Below are 26,563 nucleotides of genomic sequence, written 5' to 3' on the forward strand. Positions count from 1 at the left end.
CTAAAACAACCCCAAAACAAAAACCCGGTTTATCCAATAAACCGGGTTTAATCATCTGCGTTAATCCGCGTTAATCCGCGTTCATCTGCGGTTGCAAAATCCTACAATTGCTTCACCTCAGAAACCAATTTGGCAACCACATCCTTAGCGCTACCAAACAACATCATCGTCTTATCCTTGTAGAACAACTCATTGTCTACACCGGAAAAACCAGCACTCATCCCGCGCTTAATCACGATCGTATGCTTGGCCTTATCAACCTCCAAAATCGGCATCCCGTAAATCGGGCTCGCCGTATCGTGACGCGCCGCCGGATTCACCACATCATTCGCACCAATCACCAACGCCACATCCGTTTCTTCAAACTGCGGATTGATATCGTCCATATCGTACAACTGCGGATAAGGCACGTTTGCTTCCGCCAACAGCACATTCATGTGCCCCGGCATCCGCCCAGCCACCGGGTGAATCGCGTATTTCACGTCAACACCCATTTTTTCCAAACCGTCGGCTAACTCGCGCACCGCGTGCTGTGCTTGCGCTACAGCCATCCCGTAACCGGGAATAATTACAACCGATCGCGCATAACCCAACATCATCGCACTTTCTTCGAGATTGATGCTGCGAACAGTTTTGTCAGTAGCACCAGCAGTCCCAGCAGCCGCCCCAGCACTACCGCCACCGCTACCAAAGGCGCTAAACAGCACACTAGAAAGCGATCGATTCATCCCCTTGCACATGATTTGCGTCAAAATAATCCCCGACGCGCCCACCAATGCACCAGCGATAATCAGCATATTGTTCATCAAAATGAACCCAGCGACACTCGCCGCAATCCCCGAATAAGAGTTAAGCAGCGACACCACCACGGGCATATCGCCACCGCCAATGGGTAGCACAAACATGATTCCCAGAATATTGGAAATCGCCACCAAACCCAGGAATACCGGCACATTTTCGGGATTCGTCAGCATATAACCGCTGCCGGCTAAAAGTGCGATCGCCAGCATGGCATTAAACGGCTGTTGCAGCGGAAACGTCACAGGCGCACCCGGCAGCAATTCTTGCAGCTTCGCAAACGCCACAAGGCTACCAGTGAAAGTAATCCCCCCAATGAGCACACCCAAAAGGATCGTGATTGTCGCGTCTGGAGTTGGCGATTCCGGGATGCTGAGATAGCGCCAGAATTCTCCCACAGCAACGAGTGCAGAAGCCGCGCCCCCAAAACCGTTAAGCAAACCCACCATCTGTGGCATATCCGTCATCGCGACGGTTTTCGCCATAATTGTTCCCAAAATGGAACCGATGATTATTCCGACAGCAATCAATTCGTAGCTGATGACTTGCTTTTCCAGCAACGTACCGACGATCGCAATTAACATCCCGATCGCAGCTAACACATTCCCTTGACGGGCGGTTGCAGGGGAACCCAACTGTTTCAAACCGATAATAAACAAAGATGCGGCAACTAAATAACCTAGTTGAATGCCACTGGGCAGAAAATCGCTCACGCTTTAACCTCTTTTTTCTTGAACATTTGCAGCATTCGATCGGTTACTAAAAAACCGGCGACAACGTTAATTGTGGCCAGGGCGATCGCGATCGTCCCCAAAATCGAAGTAACAGTTACATTACCTTGGCCAGAAATCAGAATTGCACCTAAAACCGCAATTCCAGAAATCGCATTCGATCCCGACATCAAAGGTGTGTGCAGCGTCGGCGGGACTTTATTGATTACTTCAAATCCCACAAACGACGCTAGAGTAAACACCACTAAACCTGCAATCAATCCTTCTGCCATAACAATTGGTAATTGGTAATTGGTTATTAGTCATTAGTCATTAGTCATTAGTCATTAGTTGTTAGTTGTTAGTCAATAGTCATTAGTCCTTAGTCATCAACTGTAAAAGCTTTACCGTTTCCAAACCAGGTCAAACGTCTTCACAGACTGCTGTTTACTGCCGAGATCAGATCCCCCCTAGCCCCCCTTAAGAAGGGGGGGACAAGAAGCATTCAAAGTCAACCCCTACTCCCCTTCTTAAGGGGGATTTAGGGGGATCTGGCCTTGACTACCAACGAGATTTATCAACGGTTTTAGATTTAAGCTGACACTAATGAAACCACCCATTTTCCTACTAATGACTAATGACTGTTGACTATTAACTAACTAACGGCTGAAGCCTCAGCAGCCAAAGCATCCCGAACTCGCTGGTTGCTAATTTCGCCATCGCGGGCGACGCAAGCACCAGCAATGATATCGTCTTCAAAATTCAAATTGAGTTCCTTATCTTTCAGCATCAACTGAACTAAAGCCGAGATATTCTTCGAGTAAGTTTCGCTAGCGTGGACAGGCATAGACGAGGGCACATTAATCGGGCCGATGACATTAACGCCGTTCCATTCAACATCTTTCCCCGCTTCCGTGCATTCGCAATTGCCGCCTTGTTCGCCCGCGAGGTCAACAATTACCGATCCGGGCTTCATTTGAGAAACCATTTCTCTAGTAACTAAAATAGGTGCTTTTCTGCCGGGAACTTGAGCGGTTGTAATAACTGCATCGGAAGCGCTGACGTGTTGGGTGAGCACTTGGCGGGTGTATTCTTTGGCTGCTTCTGATAGTTCTTTTGCATAGCCTCCGGCGGCGACGGTTTCTTCCTTGAGTTCGACATCAAGGAATTTAGCGCCCAAACTTTGCACTTGTTCTTTTGTTTCCGGGCGGATGTCGAAGGCTTCGACTACCGCACCCAAACGGCGCGCAGTGGCGATCGCCTGCAAGCCAGCAACGCCCACACCCATTACCAAGACTTTCGCGGGGCGAATCGTACCCGCCGCCGTTGTCAGCATTGGGAAATATTTCGGCAAAGCGGAGGCTGCGATCAATACCGCTTTGTAACCGGCGACGTTACCCTGAGATGACAGCGCATCCATGCTTTGAGCGCGGCTGGTGCGCGGGATCATTTCCATGCTGAATGCCGTTACTTTGCGATCGGCTAAACGCTGCACTAAAGCAGGATCTCCCAGAGGATTCAAAAATCCGATGAAAACGCCTCCTTCCCGGAGTTGATGAACTTCTGATTCTTGCAGGGCCCCGATTTTGACGACGAGATCGGCTTCGCCCCACAGCCTAGCGGTATCGGCGACAACCTGAGCTCCCGCTTCTTCGTAAGCAAGATCCGAGAAAAAGGATTGTGCGCCGGCACCGGCTTCAACCCAAACTTCGACGCCTTGTTTTACCAATTTGGCCACAGCGTCGGGTACTAAAGCCACCCGGCGTTCGCCTGCTTCTATTTCTTTTGCGATCGCTAATTTCATACACTCTCCTTATTTAAGCTTTCCCAGGACGGTTGAAACCGCGCCTACACAGACAAAACCTGCCTCCGCAGGTTTCTTGAAGTGCGATTTTTAATCGCCCGATGCCTTGCTTTACATTGAAGCAGCCGTTGCCTTAAACTTCTCTCGTTGATACTAAAGCCGATCGCCCAAATTCGACCCGTATCTTTAACTTATCTTATACATTCAAATTCGCTAAATTGTTAAGTTGGCCACCGATTATGATATAATTTTATGTCGCCTAATTCTGTAGTTTAAATGTCAGTTATCAGTATTACGCAAAAATTACGAAAAAAAAAGTGACCTCAGCCGGCGGTCGCTCGCCCTCATCAAATTGCTGAGACGTGCGATATATTGTAGCCACGATCGCAAATTTCGGGCGAGCAATATTTAAGGTTCACCAAGAGTTTAATTAGAGGAGTTGTTATGCGACGATTATTTTCAGCACTAGCGGTTACAGGTTGCTTGGTGGCTGGATTACCCGCCATCAGTTTAGCCCAGTCCATGCCAGGATTCACGATTTTCGGCGGCCCCGAACGCGCCAACCAATTAAACTATCGCTTAGATTACGGCAAAGCGGGGATGAGCGGCGATAGATATCGGCTGCGAATTCCTTCCAAAAAAGTAAGTTTGGCGATCGCCCAACTGAACATATCCTATCCAGACTACTACAAAGGCGAATTCGACCCAAAAGACATTAAAGTGCGCGTCAAAGACAAAACAATAGAATTGCAAGAAGTAATCTGGGACAAAGAAAATCGATTCATAGAAATTTATCCCACAGAACCAATTCCTGCAGGAAACAATGTTGAGGTTGTACTCTCCAACGTCCAAAACCCATCTCCCGGCGGAATGTACCATTTCAACGTCCGCATCCGCACTCCTGGGGACGTTCCCTTGCTGCGTTATCTCGGTACTTGGCTGTTGAGCATTAATTGAGGGAAGAGTTTGGGGAAGGAATTTCTCGTTATTCAAGCGATCGCGACAGAAAAATTTAACTGTGGCGATCGTTTTCCTGCGAGCAAAAATTTAACAATACTCAAATCCTGGTTTTCGGGAGTTGTGAAAATAGAACCTCCGGCTCATATCGCAATTCTCAATGATTCGTAATAATGAGTCTAGGGGCAGTCCCCCGATGGTTGCCCTTCGCTAATTAGGGGTAGGCTTAGGGGCGCTACCCCTAAAAAATGTTTACCAATCAAATAGGATTTCTCTAGCCGTACTTGCAGCATGAATCTACTAGCAAAAATCAAAACAATACAACTTCCTCCAGCGCTGCGATCGAGAAATTATCGCCTGTTTTTTGCAGGACAAGGCATCTCACTGATTGGCAATTGGATGACGCAAGTCGCTACTATTTGGCTTGTCTACAATTTGAGCGATTCACCTTGGATGCTGGGCGTGGTGGGATTTACAAGTCAAATCCCCACATTAATTTTACTGCCTTTTGCAGGAGTTTTAATCGATCGCTGGAACCGCCACCGAGTCATAGTTGCCACTCAAATATTAGCGATGGTTCAATCCTTAGCGCTAGCATTTTTAGCGCTAACAGGAGTTGTTAACATTTGGCAGATCCTGGTGCTGAGTTTCTTTCAAGGCGCAATTAACGCCTTTGACGCGCCGGCACGGCAAGCTTTTGTACCGGAACTTGTAGAAAAGAAAGAAGATTTAGCAAATGCGATCGCCCTCAACGCTTCCATGTTCAACGGAGCCAGATTAATCGGCCCAGCAATTGCAGGTTTGGTAATAGCTACAGTCGGCGCAAGTTATTGCTTTCTCATTGACGGACTCAGCTACATCGCTGTAATTGCAGGCTTATTAGCGATGCAGATCAAAGCCCGTAAAATTGCCCCAACTAATACCAAACCCTTACAAAGATTAAAAGAAGGATTCGTTTATGCCTTCGGATTTCCCCCGATTCGAGCAATTTTACTGCTATTAGCATTAGTCAGTTTTTCGGGAATGTCTCACACAGTTTTAGTCCCCATTTTTGCCACCAAAATTCTGCAAGGCGACGCACAAACCCTCGGCTTTTTGATGGCATCTTCAGGAGTTGGCGCTTTCGCGGGCGCGATTTATTTGATTTCGCGCAAAAGTATAGTTGGTCTCGGCAAATGGATTGCGATTTCACCGGCAATTATGGGATTTGGACTAATAGGTTTTGGTTTGTCCCACGTCTTGTGGCTGTCATTAATCATGATGTTGTTTGTGGGGTTTGGTTTCATTATCCAATTTGCCGGAGGAAACACATTTTTGCAAACAATTGTGGAAGACGACAAACGCGGAAGAGTGATGAGCATATACACGATGGCATTTTTTGGAGTGACACCGTTTGGGAATTTAGTTGCTGGCGGATTGGCAAATTATATCGGCGCTCCCAATACAGTCATCATTGGAGGTATAATTTGTGTTTTAGGCTCCATAGTTTTTACCAAACAGTTGCCAGCTTTAAAAAACTTAGTCCGGCCACTTTATCAAAAAATGGGTTTAATTCCGCACTAGCGATTTAGCCTAAAATCACAAAGGCCAACATTAAACAACATTCCCAAAGCTAAGCTCAGACTGTATCTCTAGCAATCCTCAACAATTTGTAAACTTCTCTCTTTCCCTCTTATCTTCTCTTTCTCTGCGCCCTCTGCGCCCTCTGCGGTTAAAAAATCCAAATTAATTACGCAACCCGTCGCAGAAAATGTTTTTTAGTTTGTTCACCATTCTTGTTCGGCTTCTGCTTCTGCTTGGATTAAATTTTGCCGCAGTTGCACCCAATTTATTTGATGAGAGGGCAAGTCTTCGATGAGCTTTCCGCGCTGTAAATGCAGAATTTGCGTGCTAAATTGCTCGGCTAATTCTAATTGATGGTTTACCATGACAATTGTGGTTTGGCCGTTTGTTAGCTGTGTCAATACTTGCAAAAGGTGGGCGGCTTTTCCTGCGTCTAGGGCGGATGTTGGCTCGTCTAAAAGCAAGATTTTTGGTTGTAGGATGATGCCGCGGGCGATCGCCACGAGCTGTTTTTGGCCTGTGGAAAGCTGGAATTCGCTGCGATTGAGCCATTCTTGGGGTATGTGCAGTTGTTCGATCGCCCCGCTAATTCTCTCAGCAATGTTTGATGAATTGACGCCCCGCAGCTTTAAAGGATAAGCCAATGCTTCTCGCACCGACATTCCCAAAAGCTTGGATTCTTGCAGGATGAGGGTGATTTGTTTGCGGAGTTCGATCGCAGGTATTTGGCGATATTCTGTATTTTCCAGATAAATCGAGCCGCTGGTGGGACTGCTGAGCCGATTTAGCAGTCGCAACAGCGTTGTTTTGCCGGCACCTGAAGGGCCAACAATTGCCACGCGAGATCCCTTGTTTACCTGAAACGATATATTTTCCAACAAATAACTTGAGGCGATCGGTGTTTTCAAGCTTACACCGTCAATTCGCAGTTGAGGATTTGTTTCTGTATTATTTTCCGAATAATCAGGCATTTAATTAATTAAAAATCCCAAAAAGTTGCACATATTTCGATCCCCCTAAATCCCCCTTAAGAAGGGGAGTAGGGGTTGACTTTGATCGGAATCTTGTCCCCCCCTTATTAAGGGGGGTTAGGGGGGATCGGAATTCTCTGAAACGACCTATAAAATTGGTATGAGTCTAGGACGATCGCAACTAAATTCATCCGTGTATCCGTGTCGTTATCCTTTTCCTTCTCAAACTTTTACAGCTTTTTCTAAAGGAAAACCCAGCTTTTCGCGCTGTTCCAAATAAAGCTGAGCAACTCGCCGCGCCAAGTTGCGAATTTTGGTAATATACCGGGTTCTTTCCGTTACCGAAATCACACCTCTAGCATCGAGTAAATTGAAAGTGTGAGAACATTTTAGCACATAATCAAGGCTCGGTAAAACCAATCCTTTTTTTGTCAATTGTTCGGCTTCTTGCTCGTACAATCCAAATAGAGTAAACAGCAATTCGGGATTGGAATCTTCAAAGTTATAAGTACACTGTTCTATTTCTCCTTGCAGGTGAACGTCGCCGTAAGTGATGCCATCTTTCCACTGAATTTTCGTCATCGCATCGACTTCTTGGAGATACATTGCGAGGCGTTCTAGTCCGTAGGTAATTTCAATGGAGACGGGGCGACAGTCAATGCTTCCACACTGCTGAAAGTAGGTAAATTGGGTGATTTCCATGCCGTCGAGCCAGACTTCCCAGCCGACGCCCCAAGCTCCGAGGGTGGGCGATTCCCAGTTGTCTTCTACGAAACGAATGTCGTGGTCTTCGGGGCGAATTCCTAATGCTCTGAGGGAGTCTAAATAGATGTCTTGGATGTTGGGAGGAGAGGGTTTAATTAAAACTTGATATTGATAGTAATGTTGGAAGCGGTTGGGATTTTCACCGTAGCGTCCGTCGGTGGGGCGGCGACAGGGTTCGATGTAAGCGACTGACCAAGGTTCGGGGCCGATTGCTCTGAGAAAGGTGTGGGGATTCATGGTTCCTGCACCTTTTTCTGTGTCGTAGGATTGGGCGATCAGGCAGCCTCGATCGCTCCAGAATTTGTTTAAGGTGGCAATGACTGATTGAAAGTTCACTGGTTTAAATATGGTTAGCGAGTGTCTAAGCTTATTTAAGCATACTCAAGGCACGGTTTATTTAAATAAACTATGTATCGCTGGATATTTAATTTCTTTTTTCTAATATTGTATCGCTCGAGTTATTGCGATCGATAATAGCAATGTTTTTTAGATTTATCTGTCCCTACTGCTAGGGAAAAGAGCCATCATGTTGTTGGTGGATAGGGTGGTGGATATTCTCCGCTCGTGATGAGTTGCTCGCGTTCGAGGATGCGTTCTGGGAGGTTAAATTGTAGAATTTTAGCGGTTACGCGCCCTTGCGGAGTCAGTGGGACAATGGTTCCTCTATCTAACCGAAAGTGGTCTGACCATTTCTGGAGACGGGGATTAAAAAAGGGGGTTAGCTGTTGTGTTTCAGGATCGATCGAACCGAGGTCAGTTCCTTTGAAACGGTTGCAGCAAGGACACGATAACGCTAGGTTTTCCACGACGGTGATGCCATCATGTTTTTCTGCAATAATGTGTTCCATTTCAAAGGCGAAAAGTGCAGCCGTTTGGGGAAATCGGCAATACTCGCATTGCTCTGCGGCGCGTTGAGTCACTAACCGACGCAAAGTGGCTGGTACATAACTCATGCTGCTGTCTGTAAGTGTTTGTAAGCATGAGCTTTGGCTAACCGCACCCAATGTTCTAGGAGCAAGTATCGATCGAGTTCGACTTCTTCCGATCGCGAGAGAGTGCCGGATTTATTGCGATCGAGCAATTCGCTCATGCGGGTTTGCAATGCAGGCGTGGGGCGGATAGCGAGGATGACTTCTGGGCTGGGTTGACTGGCAAGCAATGCGACGATTTGGAGCTCGTCTTGGTAGGGGATGGTTTCTGGGGGGGTGAGTTCCTGGAGTGCGCGATCGAGGGCTTCTGGGAGGCGATCGCCCAATTGTTGCAGTTTTTCACCCAGGCGATCGGGGACTTCTAGGATAATTTGCATACTTCGGTGATGTGAGGATGAGACTTGCTGTGATTGTAACAAATGGGCGATCGATATCTTGAGTAGGATTGCCCTACTCGGCTTTTTCACGTTGGCGTTTTTCGATTTCGGCGATCGGGAGCAATAAATTTTCTTTGATTGTATCTCCTATTTCTTTACTAACGCTGTTAAATTTTACAGCAATAATAAGACAATCAACTAATAACTTATTTGCTTCATAATATCTGCTTAAATCTTCTTTCTGTTTGTCCTCAAGTAACCAGTGGTGAGGAATGTCTCTGTGGCTGCCTATAGTATTTTTTAATAAATTCAAAAAACCTTCATTCTTATGCTCGTTAAACAAATTATTCCATAAATCGATAATTTCACGACATTCCCGATCTTTTTCACTTGCAATCGATTTGCTTTTAATAATAAGCATTTTATTCCATAAACAAAGTAGATTTTCATAAATCTCATTAAAAAATATTCCTCGACTACTAGCAGCATTAATGATGTTAAAAATTTGGAGTAAGCATTTTTCTAGTTCATTAACTTGTTGGTTTAGAACACAAGGCTGTGTAAGAAAAAAAGGAAACGATGGAAGAGATCTTATTAACCAATAAAGTAAATTATCTAATATTAAAACAAAATCTATTACTTCCTTGTTGAGTCTATTGTATAGGGATAAATGATTTAATATATTCGCATCCGATATAAATCCATCAGAAATGCTGTAAGCATTAAATAAATCGAAATAAAAACACCTACATTCAGATATTAACCCAGCAGTAAAAATACTTTCTTTCAAATTTTCACTTGATAAAGTTACAATATCTTTTCCTAAAGCAACAGCGTCAAGCATTTTTCTACTCATACTTATCCAATGATAGATTTCTAGAGCTGCTAAGTTGGATTTTCGATCTATCCAGTGAATAATTTCGCCTACAATAGTGATGTCTCTTTGTATTTCTATAACTCTTATATTAATAAATTCAAGATGAGTGCTAGAGTCTTTAAGTAATTCAATTGTCAGCAAAAATATTTCTTTCCACGGCCTCTCTGTAATGTGATTTACGAAGTTTTCTAGCTCGGATAGCTTGCAAAACCACTTCGCTACTAAATACTCTTGAAACGTCAGGTGTGAAAATGACCAATAGCCTGCCGAGCGCTCGATCAGTAATCCGGTTTCTGTCTCGAATATTTTCATAATGTTTCTGGCAGTAGAACGTTCAACTCCAAAATAGTTACAAATGAATTTTTCTAGGGTTTGTTCTTCAGGGAAATAGTCATTTTTTTCAAATAACATTACTGCTAACTCTGCCAAAAACTCCTCTTTGATGTCAATGGTTAATTTCCGATCGCTGGGCATTCGTTTCAGTCGCTCCAATAACTGACGTATGCCTTTTTCATAAAGCTGAGAACGCTTTTTAGGTAGGTTGCCTTGTTCATCCCGAAAAACTGCACAAATCAAATTTAACAGTACGGGTGTAACGGTTAGTTCTGCAATAGTTTTGTTCTCTGCTGCTCGAAGTTGCTGCTGTAATTGAGGTGCAAGGGATGCCTGAGCACCTGAATCGACTATCTTGAACCAATTTTCCACGAATCGATCTACTTGTTCAGGCGTAAAGTTATCGACTTCGACATCCGTAAAACCTTCTAGCTCTTTTTGGCTCTGGGTTCGGCAGGTAATGACCAATCGGTTGTTTCGGTATCCAACAAACTCTCGTACCGCGTCAATTACCTTTTCCATATCGTCTGAAGGCACTTCATCCAAACCATCAAGCAATACTAACGATCTTCCCTGCACTAAAATCTCTTTGACATTGGCATCGCACCCGTTCGATTGCTTGGATAATGCTTCAGCCAAATAATCCAACAGATCCCACGACGTTTCGTGCGCCCTTTTTGCAAACTCTGGCAACGTAACAAACAGCGGTACTAAATCAGCGAAAAAATTTTCCTCTGGCTGAATGCACTTTACTGCCAATGATTTAAGAAATGTTGTTTTTCCTGCTCCGGGTTTACCCAACACCAACAATTTGGCGTAGTCTTTGATGACTGAGATTGCCTCCACTCCTTTCTGTTTAACCTGACTCAAACTCAGGCGATCGAAATCCTGGCGATTACCTGGTTCATATTCGCCCCGCCAGTTAGAAAAATGACGTGAAGAACTGACTTGCTCTAACACATTCAAGTCAATGTAAATTTTGTCCACTGGCACAGGTTGACTCACTGAGAACATCCGCATTGTGCCGATGATGCTATGTGGGGCAGTGATGAAAGGCAAAAGGCGCGATCGCACTTCCTGAACCAACTCATCAATCTCACTTACCTTGTTTCTGAAACCTAAACTTCCAGAAGGATTTGACTTCTGATATTCGTTCAGTAGGAAATCGTGCAGCTTTCGCAATTTGCCTGGTCCTTTACCGCCAATGCTGAACTTTCCATATACTCCGCTCATCCTGGTTCCAAATGCGGATTCCGAGATAGAGAGGGTTCCTGCAATCTCTAAATTACTTTTGTTGCTACTAAAACGTGCAACGAAAGCTTCCTCTTGTTCTGGAGAAAGGTACTTCTGAGCTAATTTGACAAGAAACTCACGCGGTAACAACTGCATCGACTGACATTAATAGCTTTACAGCTAGTATAGCCACTACTTTGCGATTCTTGGAGACAAGTGAGCCAAAGTCAGGCAAGTCAGCCAAAGTCAGCCTAAAATTTGGATGAAATCTCTCAAATCCTCTTGAGACAGTGGATTTAAGCAATTCACAAGAGGTCTAAGCGATGTCTGGTAAGAACAAAAAGAAATGGCTGAAAGTAATCGAATTTGCAGTGGTTGGCTTTGCGACTTTGTGCGATCCAACAGCAGGCGGGTTACTGTTGGGGCTCAAGGTGTGCTTTCAAATTCTGACAGCGTTGCAGAAAGATGATCCGAGTGAAACAGACAAGGACAAACCGACAACCCGCCGTTTGTCCGATCGCCAGCAATCCGATCGAGAGGCAGCCATCATGAGCCGATCGCTTCCTCATACATCAGTTGAATTCACCAAGCAGCAAAAGTTAAGTTAGTCTCGCGATTTGTAGGTGCGATCGCTCCTCAAACTATCGAGCGATCGCCCCTTTGTTACGATGGAAGTAATTCTCATCCTGACGCTAAAGTAGCTTCATAATTTCGATTTTGCACTAGGATAGAGAAAGCAGCCGAGAAACTTTAGTTAGGAACTTACTTTTATGACTCACCCCACCCTTAGTCGCGAAGCAATCGCTCAGCGTGGCAAAGAGATATACCAACAACGCATCCGTACCCATATTGAAATAACAGAGAATATCGGTAAAATTATCGCGATCGATCTCAATACTGGTCAATATGAGATTGACAAAGATTTGCTAGCAGCTTGTCATCGCCTGCAAGCCAAACAGCCTAATGCCATTACTTGGGCGGAGCGCATCGGTTATGATGCTGTATATGCAATAGGTGGAACATTGGTTAGGACAGCATTGTGATTAATGGAATAGTTGTTGGGCTTCAAGCACGCATGGGAATTATTCTCTACCCTCCGGGACGTGCAGAAATAGAAATCGAATGCGTTATTGATACAGGTTTTGAAGGGTTCTTAACTTTGCCACCTACTGTAGTTGCAGAGCTTCAGTTACCTTACGTTGCACCAATTAATGCAAATTTGGCTGACAACTCCCGCATCGTAACCAACGTTCATCAAGGCACGATCCTTTGGAATGGGGTGGAGCGAGTGATTCCAGTTTTAGCAATGGGTCGTCGTCCTCTCATCGGGACAGCACTTCTAGAAGACTATCACCTTAGTATTGATTTTTGTGAAGGAGGAACGGTACTGGTAGATGACATCATGTAATTTCTGTATCGAGTAGCTTGAGAAAAATCAGTAGTTTGCCCTCGCTAAACTGTTGAAACTCTCCATTCATCAAATGAGATACTTCTAGCTGGGAAATGCCAAGAAGTTGACTAACTTCGCGTTGTTTCAAGTTCCGTTGTTTCAGGAGACGGATTACTTGAATTCCTATTTTGCCTCGCATAAAAAGTTCATCTGCATCCTTCAGACCGAGGTCAGCGAATACGTTGCCACTGCTTTCTTCAAAAATCGGTTCTTGTGTCATGGTTCTCTCTTGGCATGGTATAGTACCCATCTTCGATTCGCATCGACAACTCATGAAAACAGACACCATTTTCTACAGCCTGTTTCAGGAATTCCCCAGCTTCTTCTTTGAACTGATCGATCGCCCTCCAGACGAAGCCGCCGCCTATGAATTCACCTCCCGCGAAATCAAACAACTCGCATTCCGCATCGACGGGTTATTTCTCCCCAAAACCGAAGAACCTGAAAAACCATTTTACTTGGCTGAAGTTCAGTTTCAACCCGATGCCGACTTGTACTACCGCATCTTTGGCGAACTCTTTCTCTATCTGCGACAATACAAACCCCTCAATCCTTGGCGCGTGGTTGTCATCTATCCCAATCGTCGCATCGAACACGAACAGATGTTGCAATTTCAGGAACTCTTAACCAGTCAGCGCGTCCAACGGATTTACCTCGATGAATTGCCAGAAGCCGCAGATCGATCGCTCGGAGTGAAAGTTGTTAAACTGGTAATCGAGCCAGCAGAGACAGCAGCAGAACAAGCACGGCAGTCGATCGCAATGGCCCGACAACAGTTGTCCGATCCAACCGTTCTACGCGATTTAATTAACCTCATCGAAACAATTATCGTCTACAAACTCCCCCAGAAAAGCCGCGAGGAAATTGCCGCCATGTTGAATTTAAGCGAACTCAGACAAACTCGATTTTACCAGGAAGTCAAGCAAGAAGGCTTAGAAGAAGGACTCGAACAAGGTAAGCAGGAAGGTGAGCGGCAGGCGAAGTTAGAAGCCATTCGTCGCACGATAGGGTTGGGGATAAATTTAGAGACGATCGCGCAATTATTAGATTTGTCTCTCGAATTTGTTCGGCAAACAATTAACAAAATCCAACGGGAATCGATGTCACTCCCCGAACAAAAGATCGACTCATTTATCGAACTATTAACTCAGCAGCGATCGCTCTTCGGGGCCGAACAATTAACCGAACTAGCGCAGCTAATTGAACCCTTATCCGATGAGATCGATGTCCTTTCAGAAGCGATTTCATCCTGGGCTGAAAATTACCCTTCAATTCAGCAAGCTCAAGCCCAACTCCTCGAACCACTACCGCCGATCGCTAAGCCATCAGAAAAAGCAGCAGTCACCCGAGAAACTAGCGAATCTCAACTCGGCGATCGCCTCAACAAACAAGCTCTCAAAAATGCCATTTTATTGTAGCGCGAGCTGCCATATTTCTACTGGCAAATAAACAGAGGCAGATATTGCTGTCTTGCGTCAGGTGTTGAGTGGAAGCGATCGCCAAATTGCCACTAAAAAACAGAACAGTCAGAACCCCGATTTCTTGAATAAGTCGGGGTTCTGACAGTGAAAAAGTTGAGATTACTTTCTAGTTTAGTCTGCAGGAGCCAGGGAAACTAACAGAGTGATGTTGTCAACGCCGATGACATAAACCGTGTCTCCCGGTGTGAGGGTGATTTGGCGATCGCACCGTGCGGGCCACCAGCTACCTTGGAAGCGGACGCGACCTGTTTGATTCGGGTAAATCGATTCATCGACCACTGCTTCTTCGTTGAAGTAGTTAAAATTGGTGTTGATGTAGTTATCCATTATGATATTCTTTTCTGTGCTGTAGGTGTGAAGAGAAAAAATAGAACCGAAAGCTTTTACTACGTTAAACATTTTGTTGACTCCTTTTGTGTTAATATATATCGAAGTTTAATCGCCTATTTATGCTATTTAAGAGGTTGCATTTCCGGGATTGAGATTTATTTGTTGCCGTTGTATTTCAATTTCTGATTTAGTCTGCAGGAGCCAGGGAAACTAACAGAGTGATGTTGTCAACGCCGATGACATAAACCGTGTCTCCCGGTGTGAGGGTGATTTGGCGATCGCACCGTGCGGGCCACCAGCTACCTTGGAAGCGCACGCGACCTGTTTGATTCGGGTAAATCGATTCATCGACGACTGCTTCTTCGTTGAAGTAGTTAAAATTGGTGTTGATGTAATTTTTGATAAGCATATTGTTAGCTGTGCTGTATCCTTGGGTAGAGAAAATCGAGCCGAAAGCTTTTACTACGTTGAACATGATATTTACTCCTGTTGTGTTAAAATATATGGATGTGTAATTGTCTGTTTATGCTATTGAAAGGCTGCATTTGCTCGCTTGAGATTGATTGCCTTGATATTTCATTGTTCTTGTCTTCCGTCGTTCTATCGGGATAAAAGGCAAAGAATTTTTGAAATGTTGAGGGGGTTTGAGAAGCGGTTGCGGAGAATCTAAATCCAGTAATTCCGAGGTATTGAATTAAGGATTTAGTGGTTGAGCAGTTGGTGGGATTTGCCTGACGGGTAGATGTTATTAGCTACATTAGAGATTGGCTGATTCCGCATTACTGCTGCTGTGAAGATGTTTTATTTTTGGGTTTTATGTTTTGATTGGGTTGTGACTCACTTGCTTTACACTTACTAATTTGCCAGGAGTCGAATGTCTTTGGTGCGATCGCCAGTCCACTTTCCGAGTCTGGTACTGGCACATGACACTTGTAAACCTGCAAACAACGATTTTGCAAGGTTTTATGCCTAGCTATCAGGCTGCTTGCTGTGCCAATTTAGCTAACTGGACTACCGCGAACGGTTAATTATGAACTTACGCATTGTCGATCGCCCAATCCGGAATATCCATAAATATCTAGTCCGTAACTTACGCACCAAACCTCTAAAAACCCGGTTTCTGACACCCTGTGCGCTATTAGGGGTCCGTAAGCGGATCTATGATATAAGCAAGTAAACTTGGCAACTCACCCGCCCTCCCCATGCGATGTTGATTTGTACCTACCTACTTAGGCATAGAAAATAGGCGATCGAGACTGAGCTCAAATCCTGTAGCATCGTCGGGCGTAAAATCCAGTCAACAGTCAACAATCACGAATCCTGCAACCGGAATTGATATAATTAATCTGCGTTAATCTGTGTTTATCTGCCTGTATCTGCGGTCTAAACAAGAGAATTTCTCAGGCCGCAGATGACAAGGGATTTACGCAGAGGTCGATCGCACCCTGTTATCCAATTATTGAACAGGTCGAACTTAAAATCCATTCATAAATTCAGAATCTTAAACTCATAAAAGTCATAATTATAGACAACCTGCTTGATACTGCATAATTGTTACAGGAATTTTGAATAAAGTTTTAGCTAATTGAGACAGACCGAACTTGAATTTAAGCGACTGCGGCAATTCTTGTACGGAAACTTCTACGAAGCCAAAGCGAGTATAAAATGATGCGAGTCGCTTTCCCAAACATTCTAAATATAGCGGTTCTGTAGCTTGTTGAATTAAATATTTTGTGAGGTAGCTTCCCAAACCTCGATCGCGCCAATCTTTCGCCACCACCAAACTGCCCAATTCTTGCGCTCCCGCAAAGTTCCGCAACTGTCCGCAAGCTGCCAATTTCCCACCGCATTCGATGACCCAGAATTGCTGCCAGCGCAACTGAGTTGGATCGAGTTTGGCGCTCCAAACTAACTTTCTAATTGATTTGATGTCTTGAGCTGAGGCTGGGCGGATGACGCATTCAGACGGTAAGGAAAAAGAAGTTTCAGTCATTAGTTATAGTTGGTAACTACAGCAGCAATTCGTTTAAAAATGCGGAATACCTCGTAAAAGTCATTAGCGCGATCGATTACGAACTCATAAGATAAAGCGTAATGCGGAGTGTCTTGTTTAATCAATTTAAGGAATCTGAAGTTGCTGCCATTTGTCAGAAGCCCAAAAGTTGGTCTGTCTGGATTGGGGTTACTCAGCATATAAAAGAGTAGCTGGGGAAGTCCTGCCTCAAGGGAGTATTGAGCTCGCTTGGCTTCGATTGCCACAACCCAAAAAGATTCGATTAAAAGCAGAATATCAATGCTTCCTCTGACAAGTATATCTTCATCCACTGTAACCAGTTCCACCGATTTTTCTGACTCTATGTGAAAGGGAGTCAGGTAAAAATCTGCTAAAAATAGCAAGGGAGCCAGTACCACCATTTTTACGGTATCTTCTATCATGGGGTACTCAGCAGTGTTAGTGTAGCCAGCTTTTACTTTGTCTAGATATCGCTTTTCTTCATCAGTAATTTCTGGTAAATCGTCAATCCACTCCGGGAAAAATTGCTCGTCTTCTGCAAGTTGCAAGTTGAATTTTGTTTTGACCTCACGCAGTGTCAGTGTTTTTGCTTGAAGTGATTGTGTCATAGTTTTATCTAGTTATTTATTAGTTGGTATGTATTCTAGCAGATCAACTGTCGATCGCCTCCCACAAAACCTCCGCGCCAAACCTTACCGGATCGGTACAAGGCAATCCCGTTTCTGCTTGAACTTTAGCTATTGCTAACAGCGCGTCTGCCTCATTTAAGTGATGAGTATTGAGGGCGATCGCGCTCACTTTTCCCCCTGAAAAAGCACCCGCAGCAGCAGCAACTATTTCGTACAATTCAACCACTTTTGATAACCTGGGAATAGATACGTGCGGGTGATTGCGAATGCTAGTTTGTCCGGCTCGGTGCGCTAAAATTAAGTGAGTTGGCTGCGAACCCCGCAATAGCGGCAGAGTCGCTGTCGAACCCGGGTGCAATAGCGAACCTTGCCCTTCTACGTGCAGAATATCGCATTCAGAACCCAATTTGATCACCATTTGTTCGACAGCACCAGCCGCGAAATCAACTCGCACTGCATCCAAAGGAATGCCTTCATTTCCAATCATTAAACCAGTTTGTCCGGTTGCCAAAAATTTGGAACGCAAACCCCGCCGCAAGCAAGTGCGATTGAGTTCCAGACTGGTTGACATTTTGCCAACGCTCATATCTGTGCCGACGGTTAACACGCGGCGACAACTTAATTTAGCAGCGGCGGCAGAGGCGATCGCACCGACAGATTTCGGTTCCTGACGCACGTCCCAAATCCATTGATTTTCGGTTAACGGAACTGTGATCAAAGGTGCAAGTTCCGCGTGCAAACCGTTGACAACTGACAAACCTGCTGCTATCGCTTGATTAATTTCTGGCAGCCATTCTGCAGGCAAAACACCGCCGGAAGGAGCGATACCAATTAACAGAATATCCGGCGCAAATTGCAGTGATTTTGCAACGGAAGTAACTATCGGTACTTGTTGAGGAATGCCCGTTAATTCAGGTAAATATTGTCCGGCACATTGGCGGTCTATTACTGCTACAATTTGTGCTTCGCTGTAGCGCAAAAATGCTAAACCTGTTTTCCCGGAAGGGCCGAGAATTCCCTCGTGGAACAAGATAGCAACTTTGCGATTTTGGATGGGATAGTTTTTAGTCATTGATTCACTTTTGATACGGGCGATTTTAGATTTTAGCTTCAATCTAAAATCTAAAATCTAAAATCGATTGGGTGTTAGCTGTGATTTGGGTTCAGGGTAAGATCATTCGGATCTTCTCCCAATTCTCGCAATCTGGCCTCTAGTCGCGAGGCTCGCTGGCGTTCCTGTTCCACTTGTTGTTGAGCGGCTTCGGCTTGCTGTTGAGCGGCTTCCGCTTGTTGTTGAGCGGCTTCGGCTTGTTGTTGAGCGGCTTCCTCCGGCAACAAAACTAAATTGCCAGATTCATCGAAAAAACGCACCCACGTCGCTGTTTCTCGATCGACAATTCCTTCCCAAGTACCCAACCAAAAACCTAACGTTTCGCACCACAACCAACCCCGCTCATTGGGCACTAACGGCTGATAGCGCAGGGTGGCATCTAAACGCCATCCTTGCAAAGAATTCGGATCGAAAGGATCGAAAACAAAGTAATCAGGAGTTCTAAAAACCTGCTCGTAAATATCCTTTTTTTTACCTGTATCCTGATTTGCCGTTGACGGCGACAGCAGTTCCACAATGACATCCGGGTAACGTCCGTTTTCTTCCCAAACTACCCAGCCTTGTCGAGAAGGATTGCTGTCAACACCCAACACAGCGAAAAAATCCGGGCCTCGGAAATCCTGATTGCGAATCTGTTTAGCGCTGTAATAAATAAACATATTGCCACCGACAAAAAAATCGTTCCGGTTAGCTAAACCTTGTTCTAAGGAACGGATTAAAACGGTCATCGCTATACGGTGGCGGTTGCTTTCCATTTCTGCACCATCATCAAAAATTAAATCAGTCGGCGGCTTGTGTTCTTCAAAGAAAAGCTTGGCTTCTCTATTAATTTGCTCTCCTATTGATTCCACTGGCATCATAGTATCTCCAGATTTGTTTTGAGCGATACTTCTATTCTACAATCTCAATTCGTCGCACTCCCAATCCCGATCGCCCGTTTGGCAGCAAACACCCATTTTCAACGATCGCACCGATGAAAGGATCGTCTAATAAATTTAAGTGACTGTCCAAATCCAAATAGTCAGCTAGCGGGGAAAGTTGTGCTGCTGCTGTATTTGCGATCGCGCTATCTGAATAGCAGCCGAACATTACTTGCAAATTACAGGCTTTTGCTGTGTGAATCATCCGCATTGCTTCGGTCAATCCGCCTGACTTCATCATTTTGATATTGATGCCGTGGACGCAGTGTGCTAACTTGGGTATATCGGAACTATTAAAGCAGCTTTCATCAGCAAAAATTGGCAGCAGCGATTGACTGTACAGTTCTGAGAATTCATCCATATCGGCGACGGGTGAAAGTGGCTGTTCGACATAATTTATCTTGTATTTTTCCAGCCAGCGACACATTTCGAGCGCGCTGGTCAAACTCCAACCGCCGTTAGCATCAACACTGATTTTAAGGTTAGCTGGTGCTTCGTCTAGCACTGCTATTAACATAGCTTTGTCCGCTTCGATTCCTTCGGGATTTCCTAATTTAACCTTAACGGCGCGGTATTTGATGCTTGCTGGATCTGTCGCATCTTTACCAAACCAATCGCGCACTCTTTCTCTTGCACCAGACGGCGAATTAATGCCGATTGTGACGGAGGTAGGGACGATGCGCGATCGATCTAATCCCCACATTTTCCACAGCGGCAAGCCTGCTTTTTTGCCCAGCCAGTCGTGCATTGCCATGTCGATGCCGGCGCGGGCCGCTGAGGGTAAGTTGACCTCTGTTAATACTTTTTCGATTTTTTGGCGATCGAACGGAGTAAACTTTTCTAGTAGCGGTGCAACTTCCTGCAATGCCGCTAGCAGAATTGCGGTAGTTTGGGGCCGAGAACCTGTGGAAAAGGGCGATGCTTCTCCCCAACCTTCGATTCCTTCGTGTGCTAATTTTACCCATAAATTCGTACTTTGGGCTGTTGTACCGCGGCTGATGGTAAGGGCAAACCGCTTGCGGACAGTGACAGTTTCAATTTGAAGGTGCATTGTCAGTGATTGGTAATTTTTTCTAAATAAAAATCCAAGGTGGCGGATTGCGCCGCTATTGCCATTTTTAACTTTTTACTTTATAGTTTGATTTTGCTTGTTCTAGTTTATCAAAAACTTGATGAAATTCCTTATTTCTGTTTCGCCGAAGAGAGTTGCTTTCTCTCTCAGCATTTGGGTGCTCTTCTTTGCTGTTGCTGGTTGCATCGTACAAGTTCTGCGCTACGGTTTTAACTATAAAGAACGCTGGATTAGTTTGTTTAACTTAGACCAAGAAATAAATTATCCTTCGTGGTACTCGTCATTTACTTTGCTGTTTTGCGCGATTTTGCTAGGTATTATTGCTAGTGCTAAGAAGAAGCAGGGCGATCGGTATTTTGGGCACTGGAAAGCGCTGGCGTTGATGTTTGTATTTTTTTCTTTAGATGAAATTTTGAGTTTGCACGAAATATTAATTATTAACGACTTGCGAAAAGCACTGGATTTAGGGGGAATTTTTTACTTCATTTGGGTAATTCCGGGGGCGATTTTTGTTGGGGTTACTGCGCTGGCTTATCTCAAGTTTCTCCGGCACTTACCCCGGAAAACAAGGGATTGTTTTTTACTGGCAGGCAGTATATATGTCGGTGGAGCACTTGGCATGGAAATGGTTACTGGCTATTATGCAGATGCGGTAGGTCAGCGAAACTTGATCTACGGTTTGATGACTTCTGTTGAGGAAATTATGGAAATGGTAGGGGTGATAGTATTCATCTACGCCCTGCTGTCTTACATCGGTTCCCATATTGAAACTATTGATTTGCGGTTGAAGGTAGTGGAGAATCAACAGAGGTAAAAATGACGATCGACCAAGATTATTAACTAAATTGAAATCGCCGACTTTATGGCTATCTACTTCTACACCACTGGCAGCGAATACGGCTGTTTTTCCAATTTTTTCAGTCATGGATTCGAGTTAGACGGAGAATATTGGCCAACTACCGAGCATTATTTTCAAGCACAAAAGTTTCCCAAAACGGCTCATTGTGACCAAATTCGCCAAGCAAAAACACCGAAAGATGCCGCAAAAATGGGACGTGATCGCTCTCGTCCCCTCCGCAAAGATTGGGAAAAAGTAAAAGATGATATCATGCGAAAAGCCGTACTCCGCAAATTTGAAACTCATGCCGAAATTAGAGAAATTTTACTCGCTACTGCGGATGAGGAAATAGTCGAAAATTCCCCTGTTGATTACTATTGGGGTTGCGGTAAAGATGGCAGTGGTAAAAATATGTTGGGCCAGATTTTAATGGAAGTAAGGGAAATATTGCGAAAACGCACATCAGAGTAAAACAGAACTTAAATTTCCCAAACTAAAGCAGGACTTATTTAATCCTAAGTCCTGCAATGCTCCTAAGCGAGCATTTCCTCAATTTTCTTAAACACTGAACTTAAAAATCGGTCTGAGGAACTGTCAAAACCTGTGTCAATCTCGTCGGGCTGTTCTAGTAGAGGGTTTAGCCTCTCCTCAGAGACTGCGAAGCAGGGGAAACGGTAAAAACCCTGCACCACTTTTTTTGTTTTAACAACTACTCTCAACCGGAATTAACTTTTATGGTTGCAAGTACAGCATTGTTAGCCAGTCGCCTCCCGGACACCGTTCCCCTAAAGTTGGCGATTCACAGGTAAAACAGCAAAACACCTGTTCTGGTTAAAGTTTGTTTTTTATTGATGCTGTATCTTTACTATTGTGTACGATTTGTGGAAAGTGTCAGCAGTGCTACAGAATTCTTTACATTTGTGATTTATTTGGATACCATCGCGCCACTCTGTCGCAGTTGCTGTTGAATTTTGTTAAATTCTTTCTGTTCTGCGCTTAGCAAACTATTCTCGATCGGCGATCGCATATCCCACTGTAATTCGGACAATAACAACAAACAACCAGCCATAATTATTCCTGTGGTTAGATATTGCCAAGGTGCAACAAAAGTTAATAGAGGGATGCTAAATAAATGAGTTAGTCCAATCAGGAGAAAAGTGCGCGATCGCAAACCTAATCCCGTCAACAAATAGCCGATCGCGCTCAACCCCAACCACAAATCGCAAAGGTGCAGCAACAAACCTCCCCAACCGGCAAAAATACTGCAATCGGTCAAAACCAAACCAGTTATCATCAAAATCGCCCAAGAATAAAGAATCCAGCTAACTCGCTCGACTCTTACCCAAAACAAAGTCAAAACAGCCATTACCGCAGTGCCAATTAGAGTCAAACTTGACCACAGAATCGCCTGAAAGCTCCAACTGATGGGGAAAAACTGAGCAGTAAAAAAAATCCCCCCTGTCACCAAACCCCAAAGCAGAAAAGTTTGGTCGATGCGGGTATAAAGTCCTGAGAAAAGAGTAATATTTCCAATTTGCCAGCGGAGTTGCAACAGGCCTTCGCGGTCTTGTACGTCGAGATGTTCCTGTTTGCAGCGGATTAGGGGTTCGGAGGCGTTGAAAAAGGTCATCCAGTGTTGGGGAAAGTATGAAGTTTTGTGTATTGTAACAAGTCTTAAAGCATATTTTTCAGATTTTTTATTGTTCCCTGCCTCTGCCTGGGGACGCAGATTTGGAGGCTCTGCTTGCTGTTTTCCTCAGCAACCGAAGAGGCAGAAGGTTGCGTTAAGCTTTGGACTAACGCAGCCTTGAGATTTTAGTTCAAGCAAGTCTCCAATTCTTATCTTTTGGAGAATAAATGAAGGCAACATTCACAAGAATTGAGCCATCTTTTTTGCCTGTAGAGTAAATTTGCCACGTACCTGTGGGAACCTGCCGCAGATACGGTTTATTTTTCCTTAGCCGATCGTAGATTGAGCTTTTTGAGCATTGTACTAATTCGGTGGCACGTTCAACAGTGCAGCCCATTTCCACCGAAACTGCGATCGGCTGGGTGAACAAATTGAGCTGTTCGCTGTTATAATTAGTCATGAGAAATCCTCGGTCTATATAGACCATAAACAACATAAGAGTGCTACTGGTTGCAGCCAGTGGCTCCCGAAAAACTGATAAGCGATCGAAAGCGTCTCTAGTTACAGCTAGGGGCGCTTGTTTGCTTGTTAAGGGCAGTCTAACACTGCTTTAAAAAATATACAATAGAAATAACGTACATTTTTAAAATATATGGTAAATTAAACGTACAAATATTAAAAACCTTGTATAACAAGCATTTCATGGAAAACGGAGCCACCATAATTTCTCGTTCCCAGTTACTATCTAGGGGGTTGACAGTATGAAAGGTACACTTGTCTCTCGCTTCACGCCCAGTCTGATGAAGCACGAAGATTTAGAGGAGATGTTGGTGCAGCGTCACGATTTGGCAAACGAGCTAGTCGAGTCAATCCGGTTGAGCATCCTCAAGTCGATCGAGCAGCATCACCTATTGATTGGGATGCGAGGTATTGGGAAGACGCACTTAGTCTCGCTAATGTATCACCGCGTTTCCAAAATGGAGGATTTGCGGGAAAAAGTGCTAATTGCTTGGTTGCGGGAGGAAGAGTGGGGCGTCACTTCGTTTCTCGATTTGCTGCTGCGAATTTTGCGATCGCTCCAACGAGAATATCCGGCCCAATACAATGCTAAATTGTTCGATCGCGTAGAATCGCTTTACGGTGAATCGCCCGATAGCGCTCAACAGACAGCAGCAGAATTGCTGAAAGATTTTGCGGGCGATCGCACTCTGCTTTTACTTGTAGAAAATTTGGATGACTTGTTTGAAGGGTTGGGCGACAGCGGGCAGCAGCAATTCCGAGAATATTTAGCAACTTATCATTTCTGTACGATTTTCGCGACATCTCAGCATTTATTCAAAGGAATCGAGCATAAAAAAGCGCCCTTCTACGACTTTTTCAATCGCCACTATTTAGAAAAGCTAAATTTAGATCAAGTTGTCGGGTTATTGAAAAATATCGCTAAATTAGAGGACAACAAAGAACTAGAGTTATTCATAGAAACGCCGAAGGGACGTTCTCGAATTGAAGCAATCCATCACTTGGCTGGCGGCAACCACCGCGTTTATATGATTTTTGCGGAATTTCTGACTCGCGACTCGCTGGATCGACTTGTAAAACCGTTTTTGCAAACGCTAGATGAATTGACACCGTACTATCAGGCGCGGATGGCGTGGCTTTCGCCGCAGCAACGAAAGATAGTTGAATTTTTGTGCGATCGACGCGGGGCTGTCATGGTTAAAGAGATTGCCCAACGCTGTTTTATGACGCATCAGACAGCATCGAGCCAACTTAAACAACTGTCGGGAATGGGTTATGTGACGAGCGAATCGATTGGGCGCGAGTCGTATTATGAACTTCAAGAAGTGCTGATGCGCTTTTGCATGGATGTGAAGAAGCATCGGGGCGAGCCGATTAGTTTAATTGTGGATTTTTTGCGGTTGTGGTACACGAAAGAAGAGTTGAAACAGCGCTTGGAGCGCTTGGGAGTAGGATTTACTGCGATCGGGAAAGAGCTAATTGATAATAGCTCGGAAAAAATTCATTTGAAGTATCACCTAAATCTGGAAACACTACCGCCTAATGCTGTATTTGAGCTAGAATATCTGCTGTGTGCGCTTCAGCCAATGGAAATAGATGATTATGAAGACCCTCGCGTAGCAGCTTGCGTGCAGGAAATTAAAAAATTCAAAGAAAAGAAAGACTATGTTTCTGCTTTGAATCTAGCAAATAAACTGGTAGGAATTCGCGGTAAGGCAGGAGACTGGTTAGAAAAAGCACGTTGCTTGCACAATCTCAAACGCTATGATGAAGCATTAGAATCTTTGGATAGGGCGATCGAGCTTAACCCCAACGATCGGGCTGCTTGGGTGATCCAAGGAAATGTACTCGATAACCTCAAACGCTATGAAGAAGCTTTAGCATCCTTTGATCGGGCGATCGAACTGGATGCAAATTCTCAGAAGATTTGGGTTGTACGAGGCTATGTACTAAATGCTCTCAAACGTTATGAAGAAGCTTTAGCATCTTTCGATCGGGCGCTCGAATTTGATGACAATAGTCAGTATATTTGTTTTTTACGAGGCAATGTACTCAACCAGCTCAAACGCTATGAAGAAGCTTTAGGAGCTTACGATCGAGTGCTCGAATTTGATGACAATATTCAGTATATTTGGTTTTTACGAGGCAATGTACTCAACCAGCTCAAACGCTATGAAGAAGCTTTAGTATCATTTGATCGGGCGATCGAACTAGATCCCAACGATCTGGATATTTGGACTTTACGAGGCAATGTACTTTATAATCTAAAACGCTATGATGAAGCATTAGAATCTTACGAGCGAGCGACTGAACTTGATGTCAATTATCAGCCAGCTTGGGCTAACCGAGGCTATGTACTTAATAACCTAAAACGTTATGAAGAAGCTTTGGCAGCTTACGATCTGGCGCTCGAAAGTGATACTAATGATGCTTGGGCTTGGGCTCACCGAGGCAATGTACTTTATAATCTAAAACGCTATAATGAAGCATTAACATCTTATGATCGAGCGATTGAACTTGAGTGCGACGATCGGCTTGTTTGGTTTATACGAGGCTATCTACTCAACAGCTTAAAACGCTACGATGAAGCTTTAGCATCCTTAGATAGAGCGATCGAGCTTGAGTACGATAATCTCTTCGTTTGGGCTCTACGAGGCGATCTACTCAACAGAATTAAACGCTACGATGAAGCTTTAGCATCTTTAAATAGAGTGCTCGAACTTGGCAATCCATCTTCATCTGTCTTCTTCAACGTCGTTATTGCTATTCTTGGATTGAATCATTGGGATGAAGGCATCGCTGCCTTAGATGACGCATTCCAATGTATTGAATCAGACGATGATGCCAGCAGCGAACATACTGAGGTAATTATCAACAACCTCTTCGACAACAACGATCTAGCGATATGGAAACCTCGCATCACCAGCCTAACTGCAGTTTACAAAAAATACGAATATCTCTCAATCTTAGGACAGGGAATTGTAGGAAACATCCCCTTGCTAATGTCAGAAATGGTCAGCGACCAAGCCGCACGCAATTGGTTAGAATTGTGGCAAGAACTAACCAGCAAGTACGATGAATTCAAAATTTCCATCCGTCTGCTGAAAGCGGCTGTCCGCTATAAGGAAACCAAGGGCGACAGACGAGTTTTGCTAGAACTTGCGATCGAAGAACGCAATTTATTAGAACCGTTGGTGTCAACAAAACCAGAATAAGTAAAACAGGACTTACGCACTCCGACAAAGAAACCGG

The 26,563-nt window shown here is 44.4% G+C and carries 27 protein-coding genes; 9 read left to right on the forward strand and 18 right to left on the reverse strand.

Going from position 1 to position 26,563, the window contains the following annotated elements:
- Positions 1-101: 101 nt before the first annotated feature.
- From QUB44_RS14035 to QUB44_RS14045, 3 genes are all read right to left on the reverse strand, one after another.
- Positions 102-1,511 carry an NAD(P)(+) transhydrogenase (Re/Si-specific) subunit beta gene (locus tag QUB44_RS14035; protein ID WP_333368266.1) on the reverse strand — a complete coding sequence of 470 codons (1,410 nt, stop codon included), beginning with the start codon at positions 1,509-1,511 and terminating at the stop codon, positions 102-104.
- Positions 1,508-1,801 carry an NAD(P) transhydrogenase subunit alpha gene (locus QUB44_RS14040; RefSeq protein ID WP_106150865.1) on the reverse strand — a complete coding sequence of 98 codons (294 nt, stop codon included), beginning with the start codon at positions 1,799-1,801 and terminating at the stop codon, positions 1,508-1,510. The genes QUB44_RS14035 and QUB44_RS14040 overlap by 4 nt, the downstream gene beginning before the upstream one ends.
- Positions 1,802-2,163: 362 nt before the next feature.
- The gene (locus QUB44_RS14045) at positions 2,164-3,312 is read right to left on the reverse strand and encodes a Re/Si-specific NAD(P)(+) transhydrogenase subunit alpha (RefSeq protein WP_333368269.1); all 1,149 of its coding nucleotides are present in this window, start codon (positions 3,310-3,312) and stop codon (positions 2,164-2,166) included.
- 444 nt (positions 3,313-3,756) lie between these two features.
- Here QUB44_RS14045 and QUB44_RS14050 point away from each other — a divergent pair, with 444 nt between their 5' ends.
- Entirely contained in the window at positions 3,757-4,269 is a 513-nt protein-coding gene (locus tag QUB44_RS14050; protein ID WP_333163667.1) for a DUF2808 domain-containing protein, read from the forward strand.
- A 291-nt stretch (positions 4,270-4,560) separates the two neighbouring features.
- Complete coding sequence (locus QUB44_RS14055) at positions 4,561-5,832, forward strand: MFS transporter (RefSeq protein ID WP_333368273.1); 1,272 nt, start codon at positions 4,561-4,563, stop codon at positions 5,830-5,832.
- A gap of 203 nt (positions 5,833-6,035) precedes the next feature.
- Here QUB44_RS14055 and QUB44_RS14060 read toward each other — a convergent pair whose 3' ends face one another.
- The 5 genes from QUB44_RS14060 to QUB44_RS14080 all read right to left on the reverse strand — a co-directional run bounded on the left by QUB44_RS14060 (position 6,036) and on the right by QUB44_RS14080 (position 11,473).
- Entirely contained in the window at positions 6,036-6,803 is a 768-nt protein-coding gene (locus tag QUB44_RS14060; RefSeq protein WP_333368277.1) for an ATP-binding cassette domain-containing protein, read from the reverse strand.
- A gap of 222 nt (positions 6,804-7,025) precedes the next feature.
- On the reverse strand, positions 7,026-7,904 hold the full coding sequence (glyQ, locus tag QUB44_RS14065) for a glycine--tRNA ligase subunit alpha (protein ID WP_333368281.1): 879 nt from the start codon (positions 7,902-7,904) through the stop codon (positions 7,026-7,028).
- 188 nt (positions 7,905-8,092) lie between these two features.
- Entirely contained in the window at positions 8,093-8,521 is a 429-nt protein-coding gene (locus QUB44_RS14070; RefSeq protein ID WP_333368284.1) for an HNH endonuclease signature motif containing protein, read from the reverse strand.
- Positions 8,518-8,874: a hypothetical protein gene (locus QUB44_RS14075; RefSeq protein ID WP_333368287.1), complete on the reverse strand. Its 357-nt coding sequence runs from the start codon at positions 8,872-8,874 to the stop codon at positions 8,518-8,520. Before QUB44_RS14075 ends, QUB44_RS14070 begins: the two co-directional genes overlap by 4 nt.
- A gap of 73 nt (positions 8,875-8,947) precedes the next feature.
- Positions 8,948-11,473, reverse strand: coding sequence for an NACHT domain-containing protein (locus QUB44_RS14080; protein ID WP_333368290.1), 2,526 nt, complete (start codon positions 11,471-11,473; stop codon positions 8,948-8,950).
- A gap of 167 nt (positions 11,474-11,640) precedes the next feature.
- Between QUB44_RS14080 and QUB44_RS14085 the strand changes: the two genes are divergently transcribed.
- The 3 genes from QUB44_RS14085 to QUB44_RS14095 all read left to right on the forward strand — a co-directional run bounded on the left by QUB44_RS14085 (position 11,641) and on the right by QUB44_RS14095 (position 12,725).
- Positions 11,641-11,925: a hypothetical protein gene (locus QUB44_RS14085; protein ID WP_333368293.1), complete on the forward strand. Its 285-nt coding sequence runs from the start codon at positions 11,641-11,643 to the stop codon at positions 11,923-11,925.
- Between the two features lie 162 nt (positions 11,926-12,087).
- Complete coding sequence (locus tag QUB44_RS14090; RefSeq protein ID WP_333368296.1) at positions 12,088-12,360, forward strand: hypothetical protein; 273 nt, start codon at positions 12,088-12,090, stop codon at positions 12,358-12,360.
- Positions 12,357-12,725 carry a clan AA aspartic protease gene (locus QUB44_RS14095; RefSeq protein WP_333032779.1) on the forward strand — a complete coding sequence of 123 codons (369 nt, stop codon included), beginning with the start codon at positions 12,357-12,359 and terminating at the stop codon, positions 12,723-12,725. Before QUB44_RS14090 ends, QUB44_RS14095 begins: the two co-directional genes overlap by 4 nt.
- Here QUB44_RS14095 and QUB44_RS14100 read toward each other — a convergent pair.
- Positions 12,718-12,987 carry an XRE family transcriptional regulator gene (locus QUB44_RS14100; protein ID WP_333368299.1) on the reverse strand — a complete coding sequence of 90 codons (270 nt, stop codon included), beginning with the start codon at positions 12,985-12,987 and terminating at the stop codon, positions 12,718-12,720. The two genes, QUB44_RS14095 and QUB44_RS14100, sit on opposite strands and share 8 nt — an antisense overlap.
- A 52-nt stretch (positions 12,988-13,039) precedes the next feature.
- On the opposite strand from QUB44_RS14100, the gene QUB44_RS14105 reads away from it, so the two are divergent.
- Positions 13,040-14,185, forward strand: a complete 1,146-nt coding sequence (locus QUB44_RS14105) for an Rpn family recombination-promoting nuclease/putative transposase (protein ID WP_333368303.1) — start codon at positions 13,040-13,042, stop codon at positions 14,183-14,185.
- Between the two features lie 174 nt (positions 14,186-14,359).
- Here the strand turns inward: QUB44_RS14105 and QUB44_RS14110 are convergent, their stop codons facing one another.
- The 7 genes from QUB44_RS14110 to QUB44_RS14140 form a co-directional block, all read right to left on the reverse strand.
- Positions 14,360-14,647, reverse strand: coding sequence for an NfeD family protein (locus QUB44_RS14110; protein ID WP_333368307.1), 288 nt, complete (start codon positions 14,645-14,647; stop codon positions 14,360-14,362).
- A gap of 118 nt (positions 14,648-14,765) precedes the next feature.
- Positions 14,766-15,053, reverse strand: coding sequence for an NfeD family protein (locus QUB44_RS14115; protein WP_172191372.1), 288 nt, complete (start codon positions 15,051-15,053; stop codon positions 14,766-14,768).
- A 1,047-nt stretch (positions 15,054-16,100) separates the two neighbouring features.
- Positions 16,101-16,571, reverse strand: a complete 471-nt coding sequence (locus tag QUB44_RS14120) for a GNAT family N-acetyltransferase (protein WP_333368310.1) — start codon at positions 16,569-16,571, stop codon at positions 16,101-16,103.
- A complete protein-coding gene (locus QUB44_RS14125) occupies positions 16,571-17,200 on the reverse strand; it encodes a type I restriction endonuclease (protein WP_333368313.1) in 630 nt (209 codons plus the stop codon). Before QUB44_RS14125 ends, QUB44_RS14120 begins: the two co-directional genes overlap by 1 nt.
- A 43-nt stretch (positions 17,201-17,243) precedes the next feature.
- On the reverse strand, positions 17,244-18,293 hold the full coding sequence (locus QUB44_RS14130; protein WP_333368316.1) for a DUF1611 domain-containing protein: 1,050 nt from the start codon (positions 18,291-18,293) through the stop codon (positions 17,244-17,246).
- A 74-nt stretch (positions 18,294-18,367) separates the two neighbouring features.
- A complete protein-coding gene (locus QUB44_RS14135) occupies positions 18,368-19,192 on the reverse strand; it encodes a Uma2 family endonuclease (RefSeq protein ID WP_445299899.1) in 825 nt (274 codons plus the stop codon).
- A 31-nt stretch (positions 19,193-19,223) separates the two neighbouring features.
- Positions 19,224-20,303, reverse strand: a complete 1,080-nt coding sequence (locus QUB44_RS14140) for a dipeptide epimerase (protein ID WP_333368318.1) — start codon at positions 20,301-20,303, stop codon at positions 19,224-19,226.
- Positions 20,304-20,424: 121 nt separating this feature from the next.
- On the opposite strand from QUB44_RS14140, the gene QUB44_RS14145 reads away from it, so the two are divergent.
- Positions 20,425-21,138, forward strand: a complete 714-nt coding sequence (locus tag QUB44_RS14145; protein WP_333368321.1) for a hypothetical protein — start codon at positions 20,425-20,427, stop codon at positions 21,136-21,138.
- Positions 21,139-21,186: 48 nt separating this feature from the next.
- Positions 21,187-21,633: an NADAR family protein gene (locus QUB44_RS14150; RefSeq protein ID WP_333368324.1), complete on the forward strand. Its 447-nt coding sequence runs from the start codon at positions 21,187-21,189 to the stop codon at positions 21,631-21,633.
- A gap of 454 nt (positions 21,634-22,087) precedes the next feature.
- Here the strand turns inward: QUB44_RS14150 and QUB44_RS14155 are convergent, their stop codons facing one another.
- Both QUB44_RS14155 and QUB44_RS14160 read right to left on the reverse strand, forming a co-directional pair.
- Complete coding sequence (locus QUB44_RS14155) at positions 22,088-22,792, reverse strand: hypothetical protein (protein WP_333368327.1); 705 nt, start codon at positions 22,790-22,792, stop codon at positions 22,088-22,090.
- A gap of 190 nt (positions 22,793-22,982) precedes the next feature.
- The gene (locus QUB44_RS14160; protein ID WP_333368330.1) at positions 22,983-23,252 is read right to left on the reverse strand and encodes a hypothetical protein; all 270 of its coding nucleotides are present in this window, start codon (positions 23,250-23,252) and stop codon (positions 22,983-22,985) included.
- Between the two features lie 301 nt (positions 23,253-23,553).
- Here QUB44_RS14160 and QUB44_RS14165 point away from each other — a divergent pair, with 301 nt between their 5' ends.
- Positions 23,554-26,526 (forward strand): tetratricopeptide repeat protein, encoded by a 2,973-nt coding sequence (locus tag QUB44_RS14165; RefSeq protein WP_333368332.1) that lies wholly within the window; start codon positions 23,554-23,556, stop codon positions 26,524-26,526.
- Positions 26,527-26,563: the final 37 nt, after the last annotated feature.

The organism is Microcoleus sp. AT3-D2 (assembly GCF_036705715.1).
Taxonomy (GTDB): Bacteria; Cyanobacteriota; Cyanobacteriia; order Cyanobacteriales; family Microcoleaceae; genus Microcoleus.

What these genes read in the sequence shown, in the direction of transcription:
- QUB44_RS14165 (WP_333368332.1), top strand. Translation starts at nt 23,554, where the DNA reads ATGAAAGGTACACTTGTCTCTCGCTTCACGCCCAGTCTGATGAAGCAC.
- QUB44_RS14150 (WP_333368324.1), top strand. Translation starts at nt 21,187, where the DNA reads ATGGCTATCTACTTCTACACCACTGGCAGCGAATACGGCTGTTTTTCC.
- QUB44_RS14105 (WP_333368303.1), top strand. Translation starts at nt 13,040, where the DNA reads ATGAAAACAGACACCATTTTCTACAGCCTGTTTCAGGAATTCCCCAGC.
- QUB44_RS14125 (WP_333368313.1), bottom strand. Translation starts at nt 17,200, where the DNA reads ATGACACAATCACTTCAAGCAAAAACACTGACACTGCGTGAGGTCAAA.
- QUB44_RS14115 (WP_172191372.1), bottom strand. Translation starts at nt 15,053, where the DNA reads ATGTTCAACGTAGTAAAAGCTTTCGGCTCGATTTTCTCTACCCAAGGA.
- QUB44_RS14140 (WP_333368318.1), bottom strand. Translation starts at nt 20,303, where the DNA reads ATGCACCTTCAAATTGAAACTGTCACTGTCCGCAAGCGGTTTGCCCTT.
- QUB44_RS14120 (WP_333368310.1), bottom strand. Translation starts at nt 16,571, where the DNA reads ATGACTGAAACTTCTTTTTCCTTACCGTCTGAATGCGTCATCCGCCCA.
- QUB44_RS14075 (WP_333368287.1), bottom strand. Translation starts at nt 8,874, where the DNA reads ATGCAAATTATCCTAGAAGTCCCCGATCGCCTGGGTGAAAAACTGCAA.
- QUB44_RS14080 (WP_333368290.1), bottom strand. Translation starts at nt 11,473, where the DNA reads ATGCAGTTGTTACCGCGTGAGTTTCTTGTCAAATTAGCTCAGAAGTAC.
- QUB44_RS14060 (WP_333368277.1), bottom strand. Translation starts at nt 6,803, where the DNA reads ATGCCTGATTATTCGGAAAATAATACAGAAACAAATCCTCAACTGCGA.
- QUB44_RS14145 (WP_333368321.1), top strand. Translation starts at nt 20,425, where the DNA reads ATGAAATTCCTTATTTCTGTTTCGCCGAAGAGAGTTGCTTTCTCTCTC.
- QUB44_RS14070 (WP_333368284.1), bottom strand. Translation starts at nt 8,521, where the DNA reads ATGAGTTATGTACCAGCCACTTTGCGTCGGTTAGTGACTCAACGCGCC.
- QUB44_RS14085 (WP_333368293.1), top strand. Translation starts at nt 11,641, where the DNA reads ATGTCTGGTAAGAACAAAAAGAAATGGCTGAAAGTAATCGAATTTGCA.
- QUB44_RS14155 (WP_333368327.1), bottom strand. Translation starts at nt 22,792, where the DNA reads ATGACCTTTTTCAACGCCTCCGAACCCCTAATCCGCTGCAAACAGGAA.
- QUB44_RS14135 (WP_445299899.1), bottom strand. Translation starts at nt 19,192, where the DNA reads ATGATGCCAGTGGAATCAATAGGAGAGCAAATTAATAGAGAAGCCAAG.
- QUB44_RS14055 (WP_333368273.1), top strand. Translation starts at nt 4,561, where the DNA reads ATGAATCTACTAGCAAAAATCAAAACAATACAACTTCCTCCAGCGCTG.
- QUB44_RS14040 (WP_106150865.1), bottom strand. Translation starts at nt 1,801, where the DNA reads ATGGCAGAAGGATTGATTGCAGGTTTAGTGGTGTTTACTCTAGCGTCG.
- QUB44_RS14050 (WP_333163667.1), top strand. Translation starts at nt 3,757, where the DNA reads ATGCGACGATTATTTTCAGCACTAGCGGTTACAGGTTGCTTGGTGGCT.
- QUB44_RS14130 (WP_333368316.1), bottom strand. Translation starts at nt 18,293, where the DNA reads ATGACTAAAAACTATCCCATCCAAAATCGCAAAGTTGCTATCTTGTTC.
- QUB44_RS14045 (WP_333368269.1), bottom strand. Translation starts at nt 3,312, where the DNA reads ATGAAATTAGCGATCGCAAAAGAAATAGAAGCAGGCGAACGCCGGGTG.
- QUB44_RS14110 (WP_333368307.1), bottom strand. Translation starts at nt 14,647, where the DNA reads ATGTTTAACGTAGTAAAAGCTTTCGGTTCTATTTTTTCTCTTCACACC.
- QUB44_RS14160 (WP_333368330.1), bottom strand. Translation starts at nt 23,252, where the DNA reads ATGACTAATTATAACAGCGAACAGCTCAATTTGTTCACCCAGCCGATC.
- QUB44_RS14100 (WP_333368299.1), bottom strand. Translation starts at nt 12,987, where the DNA reads ATGACACAAGAACCGATTTTTGAAGAAAGCAGTGGCAACGTATTCGCT.
- QUB44_RS14090 (WP_333368296.1), top strand. Translation starts at nt 12,088, where the DNA reads ATGACTCACCCCACCCTTAGTCGCGAAGCAATCGCTCAGCGTGGCAAA.